The sequence below is a fragment of the Oribacterium sp. oral taxon 078 str. F0262 genome (assembly GCF_000160135.1).
Classification (GTDB): Bacteria; Bacillota; Clostridia; order Lachnospirales; family Lachnospiraceae; genus Oribacterium.
Map to the genome: position 1 here is coordinate 327,223 of NZ_GG729935.1, position 17,631 is coordinate 344,853.

Consider the following 17,631-nt stretch of genomic DNA (forward strand, 5'->3'; position numbering starts at 1 on the left):
CCTCCCCTTCCTTCCCCGGCATGCGCTGTCCCCGATTCCGCATCCTTCAGCACATATCTTAATTTCCCAAGCCTGTAAGAGCGAAAAAATGTCCCCATCCTTTCGGGGGAGCCGGCTCCTCTGTCCGGCAGCGGATATCCGCCGGATTCCCATTGACGCGGAGCCCGCCCTCAGGCTCGCTCCCTTCGGATCCCTTCTTTCCTGTCATAGACCTCTCTTCCCCCGACATAGGTCTTTACGACCTCGCCGCGGACCTCCATGCCGTCAAAGAGGGTGCTCTTCCCCATCGACAGGAAGCCTTCCGACTTCACCCGGTAGATAGGCGAGAGGTCCAATACCGCGAGATCCGCCTCCTCTCCCTCTTCGATATAGCGGGGCCCCGGGAGGGAGAAGATTTCCCTCGGCCGGACCGACATGAGATGGATGAGCTTCTCCAGGCTGATCGCGCCCTTCCCCCTTGGCGCCTCTTTGGTGCGATCGATCCTCTCCTCCGTGCTCTCCGGATCCCTCAATACAAGATTATGGTAGAGGGCGGGGAAGGAGCACTCGAGCCCGCTGATTCCGAAGGCAGAGCCATCCAGGCCCTTTGACTTCTCCTCTTCGGAGTGCGGTGCGTGGTCTGTGATAATGCAGTCTATCGTCCCATCCTTTATCCCCTGTAGGAGTGCCGCGCGGTCCTCTTGGGAGCGGATCGGCGGATTCATCTTCCAGCTTCCGTCCTCCTCCAAGAAGCGGTCCGTAAACATGAGATAATGCGGACCGGTCTCCGCCGTTACGAGGACGCCCTCTTTCTTTGCCCTCCGGATGAGCTCTGTGCTCTCCTTCGTGGAGACATGGCAGACATGATAGCGGGCGCCGGTCTCCTTCGCGAGCCGGAGATCCCTCTCCACCTGCTTCCACTCCGAGGCGCTGTTGATCCCGACGTGCCCCTTCGCTCTCGCGTATTCTCCATCGTGAATGCAGCCGCCCGGGCGAAGCTCCCTCTCATCCTCACAGTGGGCGACGATCATCTTTTTGAGGCGGGCCGCCTCCTGCATCGCCGCTCTCATCTCGGACTCCTCCTGCATTCCCTTCCCGTCGTCGGAGAAGGCGCATACATAGGGGGCGATGTCCTCCATATCCGAGAGCTCTCCCCTCCCCCTCTGCTCTTTTGTGATCGCGCCGTAGGGATAGACGTGGATCAGCGCATCCCTCTCGATCAAAGAGAGCTCCGCCCTCAGATTCTCAAGGCTTGATGGCACGGGGGAGAGATTCGGCATCGCGCAGACCGCGGTATAGCCCCCTCTCGCCGCGGCCTCCGTCCCGCTCTTTATCGTCTCCTTATAAGAAAAACCGGGCTCCCGCAGATGCACATGCACATCCGCGAAGCCCGGAACGATAAAGAATCCGTCCATATTGAGATCGGCCGCCGCCTCTCTCTCTTTTTCCGAAAAATTCAGGAGAATCCTCCCCTCAAGGATCATCAGATCCCTCTGTCGAAAGCCGTCCCTCGTAAAGATCTGAGCATTTCTCAGTAATATCCTTCCCACCGGCCCCTCCCTCTGAAAAGTGAAAGCTTCCCGCAAGGTTCCGGGATAGTGTAGCATAAAGGCCCTCCGAAGACAAGGCTCATTCCTCCCAGCCCTCCCTGGGCATGAGGAAGGCCAGCATGGTGGCTTTCTGCCCGGGCTTAAGCCGGATATCATCGAGGTGAGTCTGCATCGGGAAATCAGCCTGATCCTCCGACTCCGCAAGGAGCCAGTTCACTCCCGCATATCTCGCATTCTCCAGCGCGTCCTCCAGGTCCGCGCCCTCCCCATAGCAGCTCTCTAGGTCGATCACGTCGACCCGGTAGCCCCCCTTTTCCTTCTTCGTAATCACCGCAGGATAATAATATGTCATTTTTCCCCCTCCCCCGAGAGCTTCCGGTAACGCTTCGGCGTCACACCGCAGGACGAGCGGAAGAGCCGGATGAAGTTTCCGATATTGTGAAAGCCGCAGCGCTCCGCGATCTCATAGACCTTTTCATCCGTGTTCCGGAGTGCCTCCTTCGCGCGCTCGATCCGGTAGGCATTGATGTAGTCGAGCGGAGAGCTTCCGATCGAGGCCTTGAAAAAGCGGATGAAATACTGCTCATTTAAGCCGCTCTTTTCGGAGAGATCCCGGATATAAATCTTCTTTTGATAGTTCTCCCGGATATAGCGGATGCTCTCCCGGAGCACTCTGGCCTGCCTCTCCCCGTCCCCCTCCTCCTTTTCCTTCTCCCGGAGCATACCGCAGAGCTCCAGGATTCCGATCAGTTTGAGAAGCCCCGCCCGGAGGAGGAGCTGCTCCCCGGGGCTTTTCAGCTCCAGTCTCTCCCCTCCCGAGGAGACGGGACTCCTTCTTCCGCTCAGATGAAAGCGGCGGATCAGCTCTGAGAGCTCCCGCAGAAGCTCGATATAGCCGATATCGGAGACCGAGACGAAGCGGGGAAAGCAAAGCCTTCCCTCCCGAAGCGGTCTCATCAGCTTCTCCTCCAGCGGATCCTCCGGAGAAAAGCAAAGAGAGCGAAGGTCAAAGCGAAGCGCATACTCCGCGCTGTCCTCCGAGAGAGCGCGGATACTGCGAAGCGTCCCCGGAGAGACGAAGCAGAGGCACTCCTGCCGGATCTCGCACTCTCTCAGGTTCAGCTCCAGGAGAAAGCCCCCGCTCTTAAAATAAAAGAGCTCCGGCAGCTCGTGCCAGCTCAAGGGGAGGAAGAGCTCTCCCTCCCCCTCATAGAGCACGGCATCCAAGCTCTCCTCTCTCCGGCCCTCTCCCTCCCCGGAGTCTATTCTCCGATCCATTCGCTCTTCTCCCTTCCTTCATGAAGCTTTACTTGAAATCACGTCTCTTCCGTGGCATAATGCTTCCGTCAGATTCTCAAATCAATGCGCTATACCAATTTTGGATAACAGCAGGAGAACATCATGAAAACAAAAAAAGAAGTTATTTCCGTGTCTCAGCTCGTCGGCACCGCGATCCTCGCGGCGCTCGTCCTGATCCTCCAGCTCCTCGCGGGGAGCATCCGGGTGGGGAGCTTCAGCATTACGCTGACACTGGTCCCCATCGTCATCGGAGCCATCCTCTACGGCCCCTTGAGCGGTGCGCTGCTCGGCCTCCTCTTCGGAATCCTGGTCGGCATCTCCGTCGCTTCCGGAGCGGACGCCGGGGGCTTCCTCCTCTTCAGCCTTCACCCCATTATCACCATCCTGATCTGCCTTTGCAAGAGCACGCTGGCCGGTCATCTCTCGGGCCTTGTCGCAGAGGGCCTCTCAAAACGGAATCTCCCTCTCGGCGTCTTTCTCGCCGCGCTCACGGCTCCCATTGTAAATACCGGTCTCTTCCTTCTGGGGCTCACGCTTTTCTTCCGGGAAACGCTCTCCCAATGGGCCGCGGGCTCCCGGAATCTCACAAGCTATATTCTCTTCGGCCTGGTCGGCGTCAATTTCCTGATCGAGCTCGGCGTCAATATCGCACTCGCTCCGGTCATCGTCCGCATCGTCCACGCCGCTCATCAGATGAAAAATCAGGAGGAAATCTAATGGTGCTCTTACTGGACTGCGGAAACACTCACACCGTATTCGGCTGTGCCGATTCGGAGGGAAAGCTCTCTCAGATCTTCCGCATGGAGACAAACCGGAAGAAAACAGGCTTCGAGTATGCCTCGGATATCCGGCAGATCTTTGCGCTTCTTAAGATCGACCCGGACGGCTTTTGCGGCGCCGTCATCTCCTCCGTCGTCCCTCAGCTCACGGAGCCCTACCGAGAAGCGCTCCGGATGGCAATCGGCCGGGATGCCCTCGTGATCGGCCCCGGCATCCGCACGGGACTCCGCATCCGGATCGATGATCCCGGCACCATCGCGCCGGATCTGGTCGCGGGCGCAGTGGCCGCGAAGGCGAAATATCCGCTTCCGGCCATCATCATCGACATGGGCACCGCGACGACGATCACCGTCGTCGACCAAAATGGGGATTATATCGGAGGTGTGATCCTCCCCGGTGTCGGGATCTCCATGAATGCGCTCGCCTCGGAGACCTCTCTCCTCCCCTCGATCGATGTCGCCCCCTCCAAGAAGCTGATCGCCACCTCGACCGGCGACGCGATGCGCTCCGGTATCGTCTACGGCACGGCGGGCGCGCTGGACGGCATCATCGACCGCTTCCTGTCGGAGCTTCACACGGAGGCGACGCTCCTTGGGACGGGGGGACTGGCCGGAGTGATCTGCCCCTACTGCCGCCACAAAATCCTCGTGGATGAGGAACTCCTCCTCCACGGACTCTGGCATCTCTTTCAGCTGAACGAGAGTTAAGCGCATCGGACATCCCGGGAGAGCTGAAGACTCCCCACGGCGGCGGGGATTCGCAGTCGGCTCTCCCGATGCCAGGATCTGCCCCGCCGCTTTTTCTGTCCCCGCGCAGGCATTCCCGCATGCTGTCCCCCGGCTGCGGGGATCATATCCTAGAGGTATTTTACAAGCTCTTCGAGGGGCCTTCTCTCAAAGTGAAGGGGAGAGGGCTCCGCGTCCTTTTCCTTATAGCCGATCGGAAAGAGCGCGATCAGCTCATAGTCCGCCGTCTCCGGGAAGAGCTTTTTCAGCTTCGGAGCGTCAAAGTACGCGACCCAGGTGCTCCCAAGCCCGAGGGCTTCTATGGAGAGCATCACATGACTTGCGACGATAGCGGCATCCACCTCGGCGAAATTCTTTCCATCGAATTCTCTGACCCAGCCCTCCTTTTTCTCCGCGGCGATGAGGAGAAAGAGAGAGGCTCCGAAGTCGCAGGGCGTCGTCTCCTTGATCTTCCGGACCGCCTCCTCCCCCGATGCGACAAAGATCCGGTAGGGCTGATCGTTGTGCGCGGTGGGGGAAAGCCTCGCGATAGAGAGGATCTCCTCCAGCTTCTCCTTCTCCACCGGACGATCACTTAATTTTCTGCATGAATAACGATTTTTCGCAAGCTCTGAAAATTCCATACTGCTTCGGGCGATGCCGCCCTTCCTCCTTTCACTTTCAAGGATAAAATACTAAAACTCCGTCAAGCTCACATAAGAGGGGCAAAGAGCCGGAGAACCCCCTGCCCCAGGCGGAGCGCCATAGACCGGTCTCCATAGCGCTTCGTGACCTCCCGGGACAGCCGGAAGAGCTCCGAAAAATCCTCCCGGATCTTGGGAAGGCAGCGGGAGCGGTAGAGATATACCGCATCCTCAAAGTGGTGGTAGAGACTCCGGTAATCAAAGTTGATCGTCCCGACCACCGCGCACTCATCATCCGATAGAATCTGTTTCTCATGCAGGAAGCCCGGCGTAAACTCATAGATCCTGACCCCATCCCGCGCAAGCTGATTATAATAGGAGCGAGTCACCTGATAGATGAGCTTCTTGTCCGGGATTCCGGGCGTCACGATCCTCACATCGACGCCTCTTCGCGCCGCGAGGGTGAGCTCCCGGGACATGTCGTCTGTGATAATGAGATAGGGCGTCGCGATAAAGACATAGTGCTTCGCGTTCTTCAGGATGTTGAGATAGACGTCCTCCCCTGTGCACAGACTGTCCACCGGATCATCCGCATAAGGGACGACTATGCCCTCGGATCCTCTTCCCACAGAGCGCGGGAAATCCAGGAGATAGGGCTTTACCGACTCCACCGGCTTCTCATCCATCGCATTCCACATCTCCAGGAAAAGGAGTGTCAGCGTCCGGACCGCGGGTCCCTCCAGACGAATCCCGCTGTCCTTCCAAAGACCATAGGGATGAGTGAGATTAAAATATTTATCCGCGAGATTGTAGCCGCCCGTAAAACCGATCCTGCCGTCCACGACCGTAATCTTCCGATGGTCCCGGTTGTTCATGAAAAGATTTACGATCGGCACGATCGGATTAAAGACCCGGCAGGAAATGCCGTAGGAGCTCATCTCCCGGATGAACTGCGGATCAATGAAGCCGATGGAGCCGATGTCATCGTAGAAGACCCGGACCTCCACGCCGCTCGCTGCCTTCTCTATAAGGATTTCCTTCAGCTCCCCGAAGGCGATCCGGTTCTCGATCGCGTGGTACTCCATGAAGATAAAGTGCTCTGCGTTTCTAAGCGCAAGCTTCTGCGCCTCCAGAGCCTCTCTGGTATCCCCATAGAAATCCACCTCTGTATCCCGGTAGGGCGGAAAGCCGCAGCTGTGCTTCAGAAAATAAAGCTGGTTTCCGACGCCGGGATTCTCCTTGAGAAGAGGCGAAAGGATCTCCTCATTATCCGGGAGGGCCGAGAGCACCGCGCGGTCCACGGTCTGGAACCTCCGGTCCATCGTCTTCACGAAGTTTGAGCGGTAGCTCATGAAGTAGAGTCCCCAGCCGAGGATCGGCACCGCCATGATGAAAAAGATCCAGCTCATCTTGATCGTCGAGTTCGTGTGCTTTCCGAAAATCCCGAGCGCCGAGGCCGCGGCGATTAAGTGGAGGCTGAGAGAAATCCAGAGATAATTCTCGCTCAGCCGAAGGACGATGATGCTGAACCAGGCGAGCTGCAAAAGCACGGAAATCCCGACGAAGATCAGTCTTCCCACGCTGTTCTTCCGATCCTCTCTGTGGACATGCCCCTCCGCTTCGTTCATCTTTCCCTCCGGCTCTCTCCCGCTCTCTCCTGATTCCGCCCTCCCAAGTATAGCAAAAAGCCGCCGCGCCCGGGAACTTCTTCCCGATATCTTTTCTTAAAATTCTACGTACTTCGGAAGTCCGTCCTCAAAATCGCAGCTCTCCTCCCCCTGAATCAGCGGGAGAAGGTAGCGGATGCAGTCCTCTGTGAGATGACAGCCGTCCTCCGTAATCCACTCCGACGGGACCTTTTTCTCCCGGTTTGCGATCTCGGAGAGCGGAGCTCCGAAGTACTCCGCCCGGTATTCTCCTCCCGCCGCAGAGGACCTCCTGAGAGAGGACATCTCTCCGTTTTTCCCGGAGAGTGCGAGCCGCACGGCCCGCCTCCCAAGCTCCCGGGATTCCGTGACATCCGTTTTGGAGAGAAGATGCCCCGCGCAGCGCTGCAGGAGGTTCAGCTCGATGGAACGGACCTTGCACCCGATCCTCTCCCGCACGATCTCCTCTAAAACTTTTCCCGCGCCGGAGTGCATCCTGTGCCCAAAGGCATCCGCATCCCCTCTTCCTCTCTCCGCTTTCCCGGAAAGCTGTCTCCCCTTCTCCTCTCCGCTCTCCCTCTCCTCGGCCTCGGCATCATAGTCGGAGATCAGCACTCCCTCCTCGTCCTTGATTCCCTCAGAGACCGCGACGATGAGCCTTCCCCTCTCCGAAAGAGCCTTCCTCAGATCCGATAGAAAGCGCTCCACGGAGAAGCTGTGCTCCTCCAGATAGATCAGCATGGGGACAGAGCCCTCCATCCGCTCCGAGAGGGCCGCCGCCGCGGTGAGCCAGCCCGCATTTCTCCCCATCATCTCCACGATGATCACATAGCTTTGCTCATAGACGAAAAGCTCCCGGGAGAGCTCGGAGAGGGAGGTCGCGATATACTTTGCGGCAGAGCCAAAGCCCGGACAGTGGTCAATCCCGAAGAGGTCGTTGTCGATCGTCTTCGGCGCTCCGACCACCGTGATTCCCTCCTCCCCCCTCTCCCGGAAAAAGCGGGAGAGCTTCCAGGCGGTGTCCATGGAATCGTTTCCGCCGATATAGATAAAATACGAGATCCCGTATTTTCGAAAGAGCTCCAGGATCCTCTCAAACTCCGAGGGATCCTCCAGCTTATAGCGACAGGAGCCAAGCGCCGCGGCCGGTGTTTTGGAAAGCCGTTGAAGGAAGCGGGAGAGCGCGTCCTCCCTGCTTCTCCCGGGGAAATCCCTCTGCAAAAGCTCCGGGATTCGCTGACTGAGCTCCAGAAGCTTCTCCTCGAAAAGTCCCTGAATTCCATAGCGGCTCCCGTAGATCCGATCGATCTCCTCCGAGAGAAGTCCCTCCTCCAGGATGCCGGAGAGCGTCGCATTGATTACCGCGGTCGGACCGCCGGACTGCGCGATTAAAAGATTTCCTGCCATATTCCCCCTGCTTTTATGAAAACGCGGATTCCCTCTTCCTCTACCTTTTACGCCGATCGGCCGCTTTGGAAAGGTACATCCCGCCCCGGCCCCTTCTTCTCGGCTAGCCCAGCTCCCGCTCCGCTGCCCGGAGCGCGGAGAGGATCACCGCGTCCATATCGTAATAGCGGTATTCCCCGAGCCTCCCTCCGAAAAAGACCTTCTCCTCCCTCTCGGCAAGCTTCTGATACTCCCGGCAGCGCGCCTGATTCTTCTCATCGTTTACCGGATAGTACGGCTCCTCCCCGATCCTCCATTCGGAGCTGTATTCCCGGCTTATGATGGTCTTCGGAAGCGGATTTCCCTCCCGGTCCCGCCCGAATTCAAACCACTTGTGCTCGATAATCCTGGTCCACGGCGTCTCCCGATCCGTATAATTCACGGCCGCGTTGCCCTGGAAATTCGGGATGTCCAGAAGCTCCGTCTCGAAGCGGAGGGAGCGGTACTCCAGGGCGCCGAGCCGAAAGTCGTAATACTCGTCGATCGGACCGGTAAAGAGCACCCTTTTGGCAAGGGCGGAGAGCTCCTCCCGTTCCTTCAGATAATCGACTCCGAGGCGAAGCTCGATGCCGGAGAGCATCCTCTCAAGCATCGCGGTATATCCCCCGATCGGGATGCCCTGATAGAGAGCATTAAAATAATTGTTGTCAAAGGTGTAGCGGACCGGAAGTCTCTTTATGATGAAGGAGGGAAGCTCCCTGCAGCTTCTCCCCCACTGCTTCTCCGTATAGCCCTTGATCAGCTTTTCGTAGATCTCCGTCCCCACCAGGGAGATGGCCTGCTCCTCGAGATTCTTCGGCTCGGAAATCGCGGCCTCTCTCCGCTCTCTCTCGATCCTCTCCCTCGCTTCCTCCGGCGTGATCACGCCCCACATCCGGTTGAAAGTATACATATTAAAGGGAAGAGAATAGAGCTCCCCGTGGAAGTTCGCGATCGGAGAATTCGTAAAGCGGTTGAATTCCGAAAAGCGATTCACATAGTCCCAGGCCCTTTTCTCATTGCTGTGAAAGATATGGGCCCCGTACTGATGGACCTGTATCCCCTCCTGCTCCCTCGTGTAGACATTCCCGGCGATATGGTCCCTCCGGTCGATCATGAGGACCCTCTTTCCCCGGTCCGCCGCCTCCCTCGCGAAAACCGCGCCGAAGAGCCCCGTGCCAACGATCAGATAATCATACATAAAGTCTCCCCCTGCCTGAAAATGGGTATAACTCGTATTCGCTGCCGCCCTGCTGCTCTGTCGGCCTGTAAGCAGGCCGTCTGCCGCCCCGGCGTTTAAGGACTCGGCTTCGCCCGGGTGGCTTCAGCCGATCTCCCTTCGGGAGACACTTCTCTCTGAGAAGTGGTCAAGGACGCTCCGAGTCTGCCTGATGGCAGACTTCTACGCTTATGCGCCGCTGGCCGCGGCAGTCGGAGCGAGAGCGTCCTGCGTCGGGTCGGCAGAGCAGCAGAAAAGGCGGCCTTACATTCTCATCCGTCAAATATCCGAATGTTCATGCGGTCAAACTTGCTTCGCATTTGTCCGCCCCACGGGAACTTATACAGAAAAGATCTCCGGATGCTTTTCCCGGAAGCATTCCGCCTCCTCCTTGTCCCTCTCAAGCTGCTCCGAGAGCTCCGAAAGGGAGGAAAAGCGAAGCTCCGGGCGAAGCCTTTCGATGAAGTCGATGCGGATTTTCTTTCCGTAGAGATCGCCCTGAAAGTGAAGGAGGAAGCTCTCGATACTGACCGGGTTCTCTGCGGAGACCGTCGGATTATTCCCCACATTGCAGATGCCCGCGTAGAAGCTCTGGTCACTCAGCACCCGGACGATATAGACTCCGAAGGCGGGGATGAGCTTTCCGGGACTCGGCTTTAGATTCGCGGTCGGAAAATGAAGGAGCGTCCCGCCGATCCTCTTCCCGTGCACCACCGTCCCGGAGAGGCTGAAATATCTTCCGAGGAGCTCTCTCACTCTGGAAACTCTCCCGAGGGAGAGCTCCTTTCGGATCAGACTGCTGGAGATGACCTGGAGCTCTCCCCCTTCATCCGCTGTCTCCCGTTTTTTCAAAGCGTGGACCGTATAGCCGAAGGCTTCGGCATAGCGCCGAAGCAGTGCGACATCTCCCCTCGCTCCCTTTCCGAAGCTCGCGTCCTCCCCGACGACGAGCTCCTTCACATGCATCTGCCGGTGCAAAATCCCTTCGATGAAAGCTTCCGGAGACATATCGAGAAAGGCCTCCGTGAGCGGAAGCTCGAAGACCCGGTCAAAGCCCCGGCTCCGAAGCCTCGAAAGATGCTCCTCCTCTGTGGAAATCCTGTCCCTTTTTTCCCCGAGGAGCTTTCCCTCCGGGCTCCTCGAAAAGGTGAGGAGCACGCTCCGGAGCTTCTTTTCCCTCGAAATCTCCAGGATCTTATCGAAAATCAGCTGATGTCCCAGATGCCCTCCGTCAAATTTCCCAAAGCTCAGCACCGTCTCCACCGAGGAGTAGACCGGCGGGAGCAGGATCTCGGAAAGCCTTCCCTCCGACTTCCTGCTCTCGATCTCTGAGAGCGTATGGCTTTCATCAAGGGAAAAATCCCCGACCCTCGTCCTCTTAAGTGCCGTCATGACGGCCCCGCAGCCGAGCTTCCTCCCGATATCCGCGCAGAGCGTCCGGATATAGGTCCCCTTCCCGCAGCGAACCCGGAGGCGGACCTTGGGAAGCTCAAGCTTAAGGATCTCGATCTCATGGATCACGACAGCGCAGGGCTTTCTCTCCAAGACCTTCCCCTCCCGGGCAAGCTCATAGAGCCTCCTTCCCCCGACCCTCTTCGCGCTGTACATGGGGGGAATCTGCTCCTGCTCTCCGAGCATGGTCGAAAGCAGCTCCTTAAGCTCCTCCTCCGTCGTTTTGACCTCGCTCTCCGAGAGCAGCTTCCCCGTGATATCCTCCGTATCTGTCGTGATCCCGAGGAGAAGCTCTGTCTCATAGACCTTTTCCGTCCCGCCGATCTCGGAGAGAAGCTTCGTCGCTCTCCCCACACAGACGAGAAGCACGCCCTCCGCCATGGGGTCGAGCGTACCGGCATGTCCGATCCTTCTCTCGGAGAGAATACCGCGGAGCCGTCTTATGACATCGAAGCTCGTGCATCCCCCCTCCTTATATACCGAAAGGATCCCATCCATCTAGCCCCGGCTCCTCTCTCCCTTCGGGAGCTGCTTCTCTATCTCACGGGAGAGCTTCTCAAGGATCTCCTCCGGCTCCCCCGGAAGGCAGCAGCCGGCCGCCATCTTGTGTCCTCCGCCGCCGAAAAACGCGCAGATCTCGGAGACATCCAGCCAGCTCCTGCTCGATCGCAGGCTGACCTTGAAGACCCGGTCCGCTACCTCATAGAGGAAGACCGCGCCGTCCATCCCCCGGGTCTCCCGAAGATCTGAGACGATGCCGTCGATCTCCTTTTGATTCACGCCGTAGAAGCGCATCTCCTTCCGTCTCAAAACGCCGGCGATCACTCTCCCCCCGAGCAAAAGCACGCTCTCCATGAGAACCCTGGCCCGGACCTGCTGCTGGGCATAGCTCCTTAAGTAGAAGCTGTCATCGATGATATTTGAAAAGTCGATCCCATAGGACATAAGCTTCCCCGCGATCTCCATCGTCCGAGGGCTGGTCGCGGAGTATTTGAAGACGCCGGTGTCGTGGATGATTCCCGTGTAGAGGCAGGAAGCGACCCCCCGGTCCAGCTTCTCCTTGTCCAAAAGCTCATAGAGGAGCTCGCAGCTGCTGGAGGCATCCGGCAGGATCGTCCGGTGCAAAAAGGGGGAGGAAAGAGAGGTCTTATGATGATCTACGACATAGACCTCCTCCGCATTTTCCGCCAGGATATGAAAGTCCCCAAGCCTCTCGGGGCCCGCGCAGTCTAAAATGAAGGCGAGCTGATATTTCCTCTCCGAGGGACGATGAAGGATCTCATCAAAGCCCGGGAGATAGGAAAACTTCCGGCTCGCCTCCATCAGATAGACAGAGGCCTCCTTTTCCGGATAATTCCTCCGGATATAATTGTAAAGCCCGAGCGTTGCGCCCAGGCAGTCCCCGTCGGGATTGGTATGCCCGAGGATGCAGATCGTCTCCGCCTCCTCAAGCATGCCGAGAAATTCCTGCTTCATGACTCCTCATCCTCATCGTAGCGGTTCTGCTCATTGACCGGCCTGCCCTCCGGCTTGCTCCGATCCTCCTCGGAAACCCTTCGGATCAGGGCGTCCATGCGGGAGCCGTACTCCGCGGAGCGGTCCGCGACGAAGGAAAGCTCCGGCGTATGGCGGAGATTCAAGCTCCTCGCGAGCTCCCTCCGGAGAAATCCCGACGCGGCCCGAAGGCCCTCCATCGTCTTATCGAGGACCTCCTCTCCGCCGAGCGCGGAGACATAGACCTTGCAGTACTGAAGGTCCGGCGTCAGATCTACGCCGGTGATATTCGTCATCGGCGAGACCCGGGCATCCTTAAGCTCATCCCGGACGAGGAGGGAGAGCTGCCGCCGCACATCCTCATTCCTCCTCTGGTATTTAAAGCTTTGCTTTCTCAACGGCTGACCTCTTCCATCACGTAGACCTCGAGCTGATCCTCCTCCTTGAGATCCGAGAATCCCTCGATCACAAGACCGCACTCATAGCCCGTGCGGACCTCCTTCACATCATCCTTAAAGCGCTTCACGGAGGCGATCACGCCGTCGTGGAGAAGCTCCTCGCCCCGATGGATGCGGACCTTCGCGCCTCTTTGCACCATGCCGTCCAGGACATAGGAGCCCGCGATGACGCCGACTCCGGAGGAGCGGAAGATCTGCCGCACCACCGCGTGCCCGATCACCTTCTCCTCGTAGACCGGGGCCAGCATTCCCTTCATGGCGTTTTCGATATCCTCGATCGCCTTGTAGATAATGTTGTAGAGTCGGATATCCACCTTCTCCCGCTCCGCGATCTCCTTCGCCGTCGTATCCGGCTTTACGTCGAAGCCGATCACGATCGCATTGCTCGCGCTCGCAAGCGTCACATCGGACTCGTTGATCGCACCGACTCCGGAGTGAATCACGCGGACGCGGACCTCGTCGTTCTCGATCTTCTCGAGAGAATCGCGGACCGCCTCCACGGAGCCCTGCACATCCGCCTTGATGACAAGCGGAAGCTCCTTCAGCTCTCCGGCCTTGATCTGATCGAAGAGCGCATCCAGGGAGACCTTCTTCCGGGACTCCTCCACCAGCTTCTGCCTTCCCTCGGAGACGAAGGTGTCGGCATAGGCCTTGGCCTCCTTCTCGTTGTCCTTCACCTGGAAAATCTCTCCGGCATTCGGAACGGAGTTCAGTCCCAGGATCTCCACCGGCATGGACGGGCTCGCCTTCTTGATCCTGCGCCCCTTGTCGTCGATCATCGCCCGGACTCTTCCGTAGGCCGAGCCCGCCGCGACGCTGTCCCCGACATGGAGCGTGCCCTTCTGCACGAGCAGCCGGGCGACAGAGCCTCTGCCCTTATCGAGCTCCGCCTCTATGACGACACCGTAGGCCTTCCGGTCCGGATTCGCCTTAAGCTCCATGACATCGGCCTCGAGGACGATATTTTCCAGCAGATTCTCGATCCCCTCTCCGGTCTTTGCGGAGACCGGGCAGCAGATAATGTCCCCGCCGTAGTCCTCCGCCACGAGATCGTACTTCATCAGCTCCTGCTTGACCTTATCGACATTTGCCGCCGGCTTATCGATCTTATTGATCGCGACGATGATCTGCGTCCCCGCGGCCTTCGCGTGATTGATCGCCTCAATGGTCTGCGGCATGACGCCGTCGTCCGCCGCCACGACAAGCACCGCGATATCCGTGGCCTGCGCGCCACGCATCCGCATCGCGGTGAAAGCCTCATGTCCCGGCGTATCGAGGAAGGTAATCGTCCTCTCCTCCCCGTTCACCTTGACAAAGACCTGGTAGGCACCGATGGACTGCGTGATTCCGCCGTGCTCATGGCTCGTCACATTGGTATTCCGGATCGCGTCGAGGATCGAGGTCTTTCCATGATCGACATGTCCCATGACAACCACAACCGGCGGCCTCGGGCGGAGATCCTTCTCCGTATCCGTCTCCGTATCCTGGACGAGCTCTGCGATGACATCGACCTTCTCCTCCTTCTCGCAGAGGATATCGTAGTCGACCGCGATGTTCTCCGCTTCCTCGTAGCTAAGCTCCGTATTGAGCGTCACCATCTGCCCTTTGAGGAAGAGCTTTTTGATGATCTCGGCGGACTTTTGCTTCATCTTGTCCGCGAGCTCCTTGATGGTGATCGTCTCCGGAAGCGTGATGGACTTGATCGTCTCCTCCACCGGCTTCACATACTCCGGCCGGATGAAGGCGCCTCTTCCCGTCTTCTTGCTCTTGTGCTGCAGCTGATCGTCCCTCTCATAGGACTGCGCCGCGCCGTATTTATTCTGCTTTCTGTTGCTCCGGTTCTTCTGGGAAAGGCTGGCCTTCTCGGTCTCGAAGCTCTTATTTCCATAGCTCTTCTTCTGCGGTCTCGCGGCATCATGCTTTACACGGCTCCCGGCCTTCTCCGGCGCAGCGGGACCCGCGGAAACCGCAGTCCTCCTCCCGGATGTGCCCGCGGCTCCCGGCCGCTCCGCATTCCGGAAGGGTCTCTGTCCCTGTCCGCCCGGAGCCGTTCTCCGCGCGCGATCGGACCTGAGAGCACTGCCTCTCTCCCCGCTGTAACCGGAGGAAGCGCGGCCTCTCTCCTCCCCCGCCCTGCGGGCCGGAGCGGGAGGATTCGCCTTCGCCTTCTCTCTCTCCTCCTTTTCTCTTGCAGCGGCAGCTCTTGCGAGGGCCAGCGCCCTCTCCGCAGCCTTTTCCGCGGCTCTCGCTGCGGCAGCCCTCTCATCGAGCGGCTTCTCCTCCGCGGCGCTCCGCTCCTTCTCCGCTTTTTCCGCCTTTTCCGCCCGGAGCTTCTCCGCTCTCTCCTTCTCGGCGCGGGCGATCTCCTCCTGCTCCCTCTTCCTCTGCTGCTCGTTCAGCTCCTTCAGCGGAGTCACACGGGCGGTGCCGGGAGGCAGGGGCCTTCCGTTCGGAGAAAGCGTCTTCTTCTGCTTCTTCTCCGCTTCCTCCTGCGCGCTCCTTCCGCCGCTCTTTTTCGTCCTCTCTCCGAATCTTCCGCCAAGCGGATGATTCTTATGATTGACCGAGTTCTGGGAGTGGAAAACAACGGCGAGCTTTTTCTTCTTTGGAGCCGCTCCGTCCTTCGTCCCCCGTTTTTCAGATTTTCGTTGCTTTTCTCTGCCATTCGCTTTCCCCTCCGTCCAAGATTCGTTTCATCTGCTCCGAAAAGCCCGCATCCTCAATGCTTACGGATGAACGCTCTTCCCTCCCGATCCAGTGTCCCAGCTCTCTCTTTGTCCCCACTTCATAGATCGGCACGCCGCGATGCCTGCACTGGTCCCGGAACTTCTTCTTTGTATTCTCTGATGCGTCCTCTGAGACGAGGATCAGCTTCGACTTCCCCGACTTCAGCGATTTCTCCGAGGCGAACTCGCCGGATCTCACCTTCCCGGCCCTCATTGCGAGCCCCAGGATCCCTGAAAATTTATTTTGCAAGTCTTTCCAATTCCTCCTGAAGCCTCCGGTAGATCTCCGCCGGAACTTCCATCCGGAAGGACTTCTGCAGGCCCCTCCTCTTCTCCGCCTTCCGAAGACACTCCGGATCCGGGCAGAGATACGCCCCTCTTCCGTTCTTCCTCCCCGTCGGATCGATCTCCCAGAGTCCCTCCGGACTGCGCAGCACGCGGAGAAGCTCCTTCTTCTCCCTCTTTGCCCCGCAGCCAATGCAGGAGCGCTCCGGCGCTTTCTTTTCCTTATTCATCGTCCTCCGTCTTCGGCTCCTCCTCCGCCTCTCTCTCTTCTAAAGCGGCATTCTCCGAGGGCTCTGACTCCTCCATGGACTCCCTTTCGCTTCCCTCCCCGCTGTCCTCCGCGGGATCCGCTCCTTCCTCGGAATTCTCGGAAAGGTCTTCCTCTCCGCTGTCCTCCGAAAAGTCCTCCTGCTCGGACTCTCCGGTGAACTCCTCTCCGTCGTCCTCCGGGAAATCGTAGTCCTCTTCCCCTTCCTCGCCCTCACCGCGGTAGTCGATCCCCATCTCATCGAAGATCCCCTGCTCCTGCGCCTGGGACTCCGACTTGATATCGATCTTATAGCCCGTCAGCTTCGCGGAAAGCCTCGCGTTCTGTCCCTCCTTGCCGATCGCGAGGGAGAGCTGCGTATCCGGCACGATGACCATCGCGTCCTTATTGTCCGGATCCGCAATGACTGCGATGACCTTCGCCGGGGAGAGCGCGTTCTCGATCAGATAGGCCGGGTTCTCATCATAATTTATGATATCGATCTTCTCCCCCCGAAGCTCCTCCACCACCGCATTGACCCTCGTCCCGTCCAGACCGACACAGGAACCGACCGGATCGACATCCGGGTCGTTGGAGAGAACCGCCATCTTCGTGCGGGAACCGGCCTCTCTGGCGATCGCCCGGATCTCGACGATGCCCTCCCGGATCTCCGGCGCCTCCTCCTCGAAAAGCTTCTTCACAAGCTCAGGATGCGTCCTCGAGAGCAGCACCCTCGGTCCCTTCGGGGAATCCCGAACCTCGACGACATAGACCTTGATCCGGTCCGTCGGATTCAGAACCTCCCCCTTCACCTGCTCGTTCTCCGAAAGATATCCGTCCACTCTCCCGAGGTTCACGATGATGGATCTCCCGGTATCCCGCTCCACCACTCCGCTCACGACCTCTCTCGCCATGGAATAGTACTCCCGGTAGAGCACCCTTCTCTCCTCTTCGCGGATCTTCTGGACGATGACCCCCTTTGCGTTCTGCGTCGCGATCCTCCCGAAGGAGCGGGAATCCACGGGGACCTGGACGATGTCCCCGAGCTCATACTTCGGATCCACCAGCTTCGCCTCCGAAAGCCCGATCTCCGCGATCGGATTCGAGACGGTTTCAACGACAGTTTTATCTGCAATGACGGAAAAATCACAGCTCTCCGGATCCACGTTGACTCTCACATTATCGGCGGAACCAAAATGATTCCGGCAGGCGGTCTGCAGGGACAGCTCGATCGCCTCGATCAGAGCCTGCTTGGGAATGCCCTTTTCCTTCTCCAAAAGCTCAAGCGCATCACGCAGTTCTGTGTTCATTCCTTCTCTCCTCCCGGTATCTCTCCCCCTTCCGGCTCGTCCTTAAAGCCCAGGGAGCAGACCTCCAAAACGTACTCATCCTCGATGAAGTCCTCCTTATCCAGCCATCTGGAAAGAGGCCTCGAAACCGCGGCGCAGTCGTCTGTCGTCATGGGTTCCCCATCTTTTCTCAGAATGAAGACCCTCAGGTAGTTCACTCCGTCCTCCCTCGTATAGCTCACGCTGTCCAGCTCATAGCCGAGGGACGGGGCCAGCTCCTCCCGAAGGTAAGCTTCCGTCTTCTCTGTGATCATCTTTCGCGCTCCACTCAAGCAAAAGGAGCAAGCTCGGTGCTTGCTCCTTCCAACCAGTTTCAATCATGCAAGGAAACCTTAACACAAAAAGCGGGAAAA

General features: G+C 58.4%; 17 protein-coding genes. 2 read left to right on the forward strand and 15 right to left on the reverse strand.

Annotated elements, in window-relative coordinates; translation table 11 throughout:
* Positions 1–170: 170 nt before the first annotated feature.
* The 3 genes from GCWU000341_RS08905 to GCWU000341_RS08915 form a co-directional block, all read right to left on the reverse strand.
* A complete protein-coding gene (locus GCWU000341_RS08905; RefSeq protein ID WP_040654090.1) occupies positions 171–1,529 on the reverse strand; it encodes a dihydroorotase in 1,359 nt (452 codons plus the stop codon).
* Between the two features lie 79 nt (positions 1,530–1,608).
* A complete protein-coding gene (locus GCWU000341_RS08910; protein ID WP_009215618.1) occupies positions 1,609–1,881 on the reverse strand; it encodes a type II toxin-antitoxin system HicB family antitoxin in 273 nt (90 codons plus the stop codon).
* Positions 1,878–2,807 carry a helix-turn-helix transcriptional regulator gene (locus GCWU000341_RS08915; RefSeq protein ID WP_009215619.1) on the reverse strand — a complete coding sequence of 310 codons (930 nt, stop codon included), beginning with the start codon at positions 2,805–2,807 and terminating at the stop codon, positions 1,878–1,880. Before GCWU000341_RS08915 ends, GCWU000341_RS08910 begins: the two co-directional genes overlap by 4 nt.
* Positions 2,808–2,930: 123 nt before the next feature.
* Here GCWU000341_RS08915 and GCWU000341_RS08920 point away from each other — a divergent pair, with 123 nt between their 5' ends.
* Together GCWU000341_RS08920 and GCWU000341_RS08925 are read left to right on the forward strand one after the other, a co-directional pair.
* The gene (locus tag GCWU000341_RS08920; protein WP_009215620.1) at positions 2,931–3,545 is read left to right on the forward strand and encodes an ECF transporter S component; all 615 of its coding nucleotides are present in this window, start codon (positions 2,931–2,933) and stop codon (positions 3,543–3,545) included.
* A complete protein-coding gene (locus GCWU000341_RS08925) occupies positions 3,545–4,315 on the forward strand; it encodes a type III pantothenate kinase (RefSeq protein ID WP_009215621.1) in 771 nt (256 codons plus the stop codon). The genes GCWU000341_RS08920 and GCWU000341_RS08925 overlap by 1 nt, the downstream gene beginning before the upstream one ends.
* A 149-nt stretch (positions 4,316–4,464) precedes the next feature.
* Here the strand turns inward: GCWU000341_RS08925 and GCWU000341_RS08930 are convergent, their stop codons facing one another.
* From GCWU000341_RS08930 to rimP, 12 genes are all read right to left on the reverse strand, one after another.
* Positions 4,465–4,977: a nitroreductase family protein gene (locus GCWU000341_RS08930; protein ID WP_009215622.1), complete on the reverse strand. Its 513-nt coding sequence runs from the start codon at positions 4,975–4,977 to the stop codon at positions 4,465–4,467.
* A 68-nt stretch (positions 4,978–5,045) separates the two neighbouring features.
* Complete coding sequence (gene cls, locus GCWU000341_RS08935) at positions 5,046–6,605, reverse strand: cardiolipin synthase (protein ID WP_009215623.1); 1,560 nt, start codon at positions 6,603–6,605, stop codon at positions 5,046–5,048.
* A gap of 96 nt (positions 6,606–6,701) precedes the next feature.
* Complete coding sequence (locus GCWU000341_RS08940; protein WP_009215624.1) at positions 6,702–8,030, reverse strand: 6-phosphofructokinase; 1,329 nt, start codon at positions 8,028–8,030, stop codon at positions 6,702–6,704.
* Between the two features lie 103 nt (positions 8,031–8,133).
* Positions 8,134–9,249, reverse strand: a complete 1,116-nt coding sequence (gene glf, locus GCWU000341_RS08945) for a UDP-galactopyranose mutase (protein ID WP_009215625.1) — start codon at positions 9,247–9,249, stop codon at positions 8,134–8,136.
* Positions 9,250–9,606: 357 nt separating this feature from the next.
* The gene (gene truB / locus GCWU000341_RS08950) at positions 9,607–11,217 is read right to left on the reverse strand and encodes a tRNA pseudouridine(55) synthase TruB (protein ID WP_009215626.1); all 1,611 of its coding nucleotides are present in this window, start codon (positions 11,215–11,217) and stop codon (positions 9,607–9,609) included.
* Positions 11,218–12,195, reverse strand: coding sequence for a DHH family phosphoesterase (locus tag GCWU000341_RS08955; RefSeq protein ID WP_009215627.1), 978 nt, complete (start codon positions 12,193–12,195; stop codon positions 11,218–11,220).
* Positions 12,192–12,611 (reverse strand): 30S ribosome-binding factor RbfA, encoded by a 420-nt coding sequence (gene rbfA, locus GCWU000341_RS08960; RefSeq protein WP_009215628.1) that lies wholly within the window; start codon positions 12,609–12,611, stop codon positions 12,192–12,194. Before rbfA ends, GCWU000341_RS08955 begins: the two co-directional genes overlap by 4 nt.
* On the reverse strand, positions 12,608–15,088 hold the full coding sequence (infB, locus tag GCWU000341_RS08965) for a translation initiation factor IF-2 (RefSeq protein ID WP_009215629.1): 2,481 nt from the start codon (positions 15,086–15,088) through the stop codon (positions 12,608–12,610). The genes rbfA and infB overlap by 4 nt, the downstream gene beginning before the upstream one ends.
* A 220-nt stretch (positions 15,089–15,308) precedes the next feature.
* Positions 15,309–15,647: a L7Ae/L30e/S12e/Gadd45 family ribosomal protein gene (locus GCWU000341_RS08970; RefSeq protein WP_036599552.1), complete on the reverse strand. Its 339-nt coding sequence runs from the start codon at positions 15,645–15,647 to the stop codon at positions 15,309–15,311.
* Positions 15,637–15,912, reverse strand: coding sequence for an RNase P modulator RnpM (gene rnpM / locus GCWU000341_RS08975; protein ID WP_009215631.1), 276 nt, complete (start codon positions 15,910–15,912; stop codon positions 15,637–15,639). Before rnpM ends, GCWU000341_RS08970 begins: the two co-directional genes overlap by 11 nt.
* Positions 15,905–17,239 carry a transcription termination factor NusA gene (gene nusA, locus GCWU000341_RS08980; RefSeq protein ID WP_009215632.1) on the reverse strand — a complete coding sequence of 445 codons (1,335 nt, stop codon included), beginning with the start codon at positions 17,237–17,239 and terminating at the stop codon, positions 15,905–15,907. Before nusA ends, rnpM begins: the two co-directional genes overlap by 8 nt.
* Positions 17,236–17,532 (reverse strand): ribosome maturation factor RimP, encoded by a 297-nt coding sequence (gene rimP / locus GCWU000341_RS08985; protein WP_009215633.1) that lies wholly within the window; start codon positions 17,530–17,532, stop codon positions 17,236–17,238. Before rimP ends, nusA begins: the two co-directional genes overlap by 4 nt.
* Positions 17,533–17,631: the final 99 nt, after the last annotated feature.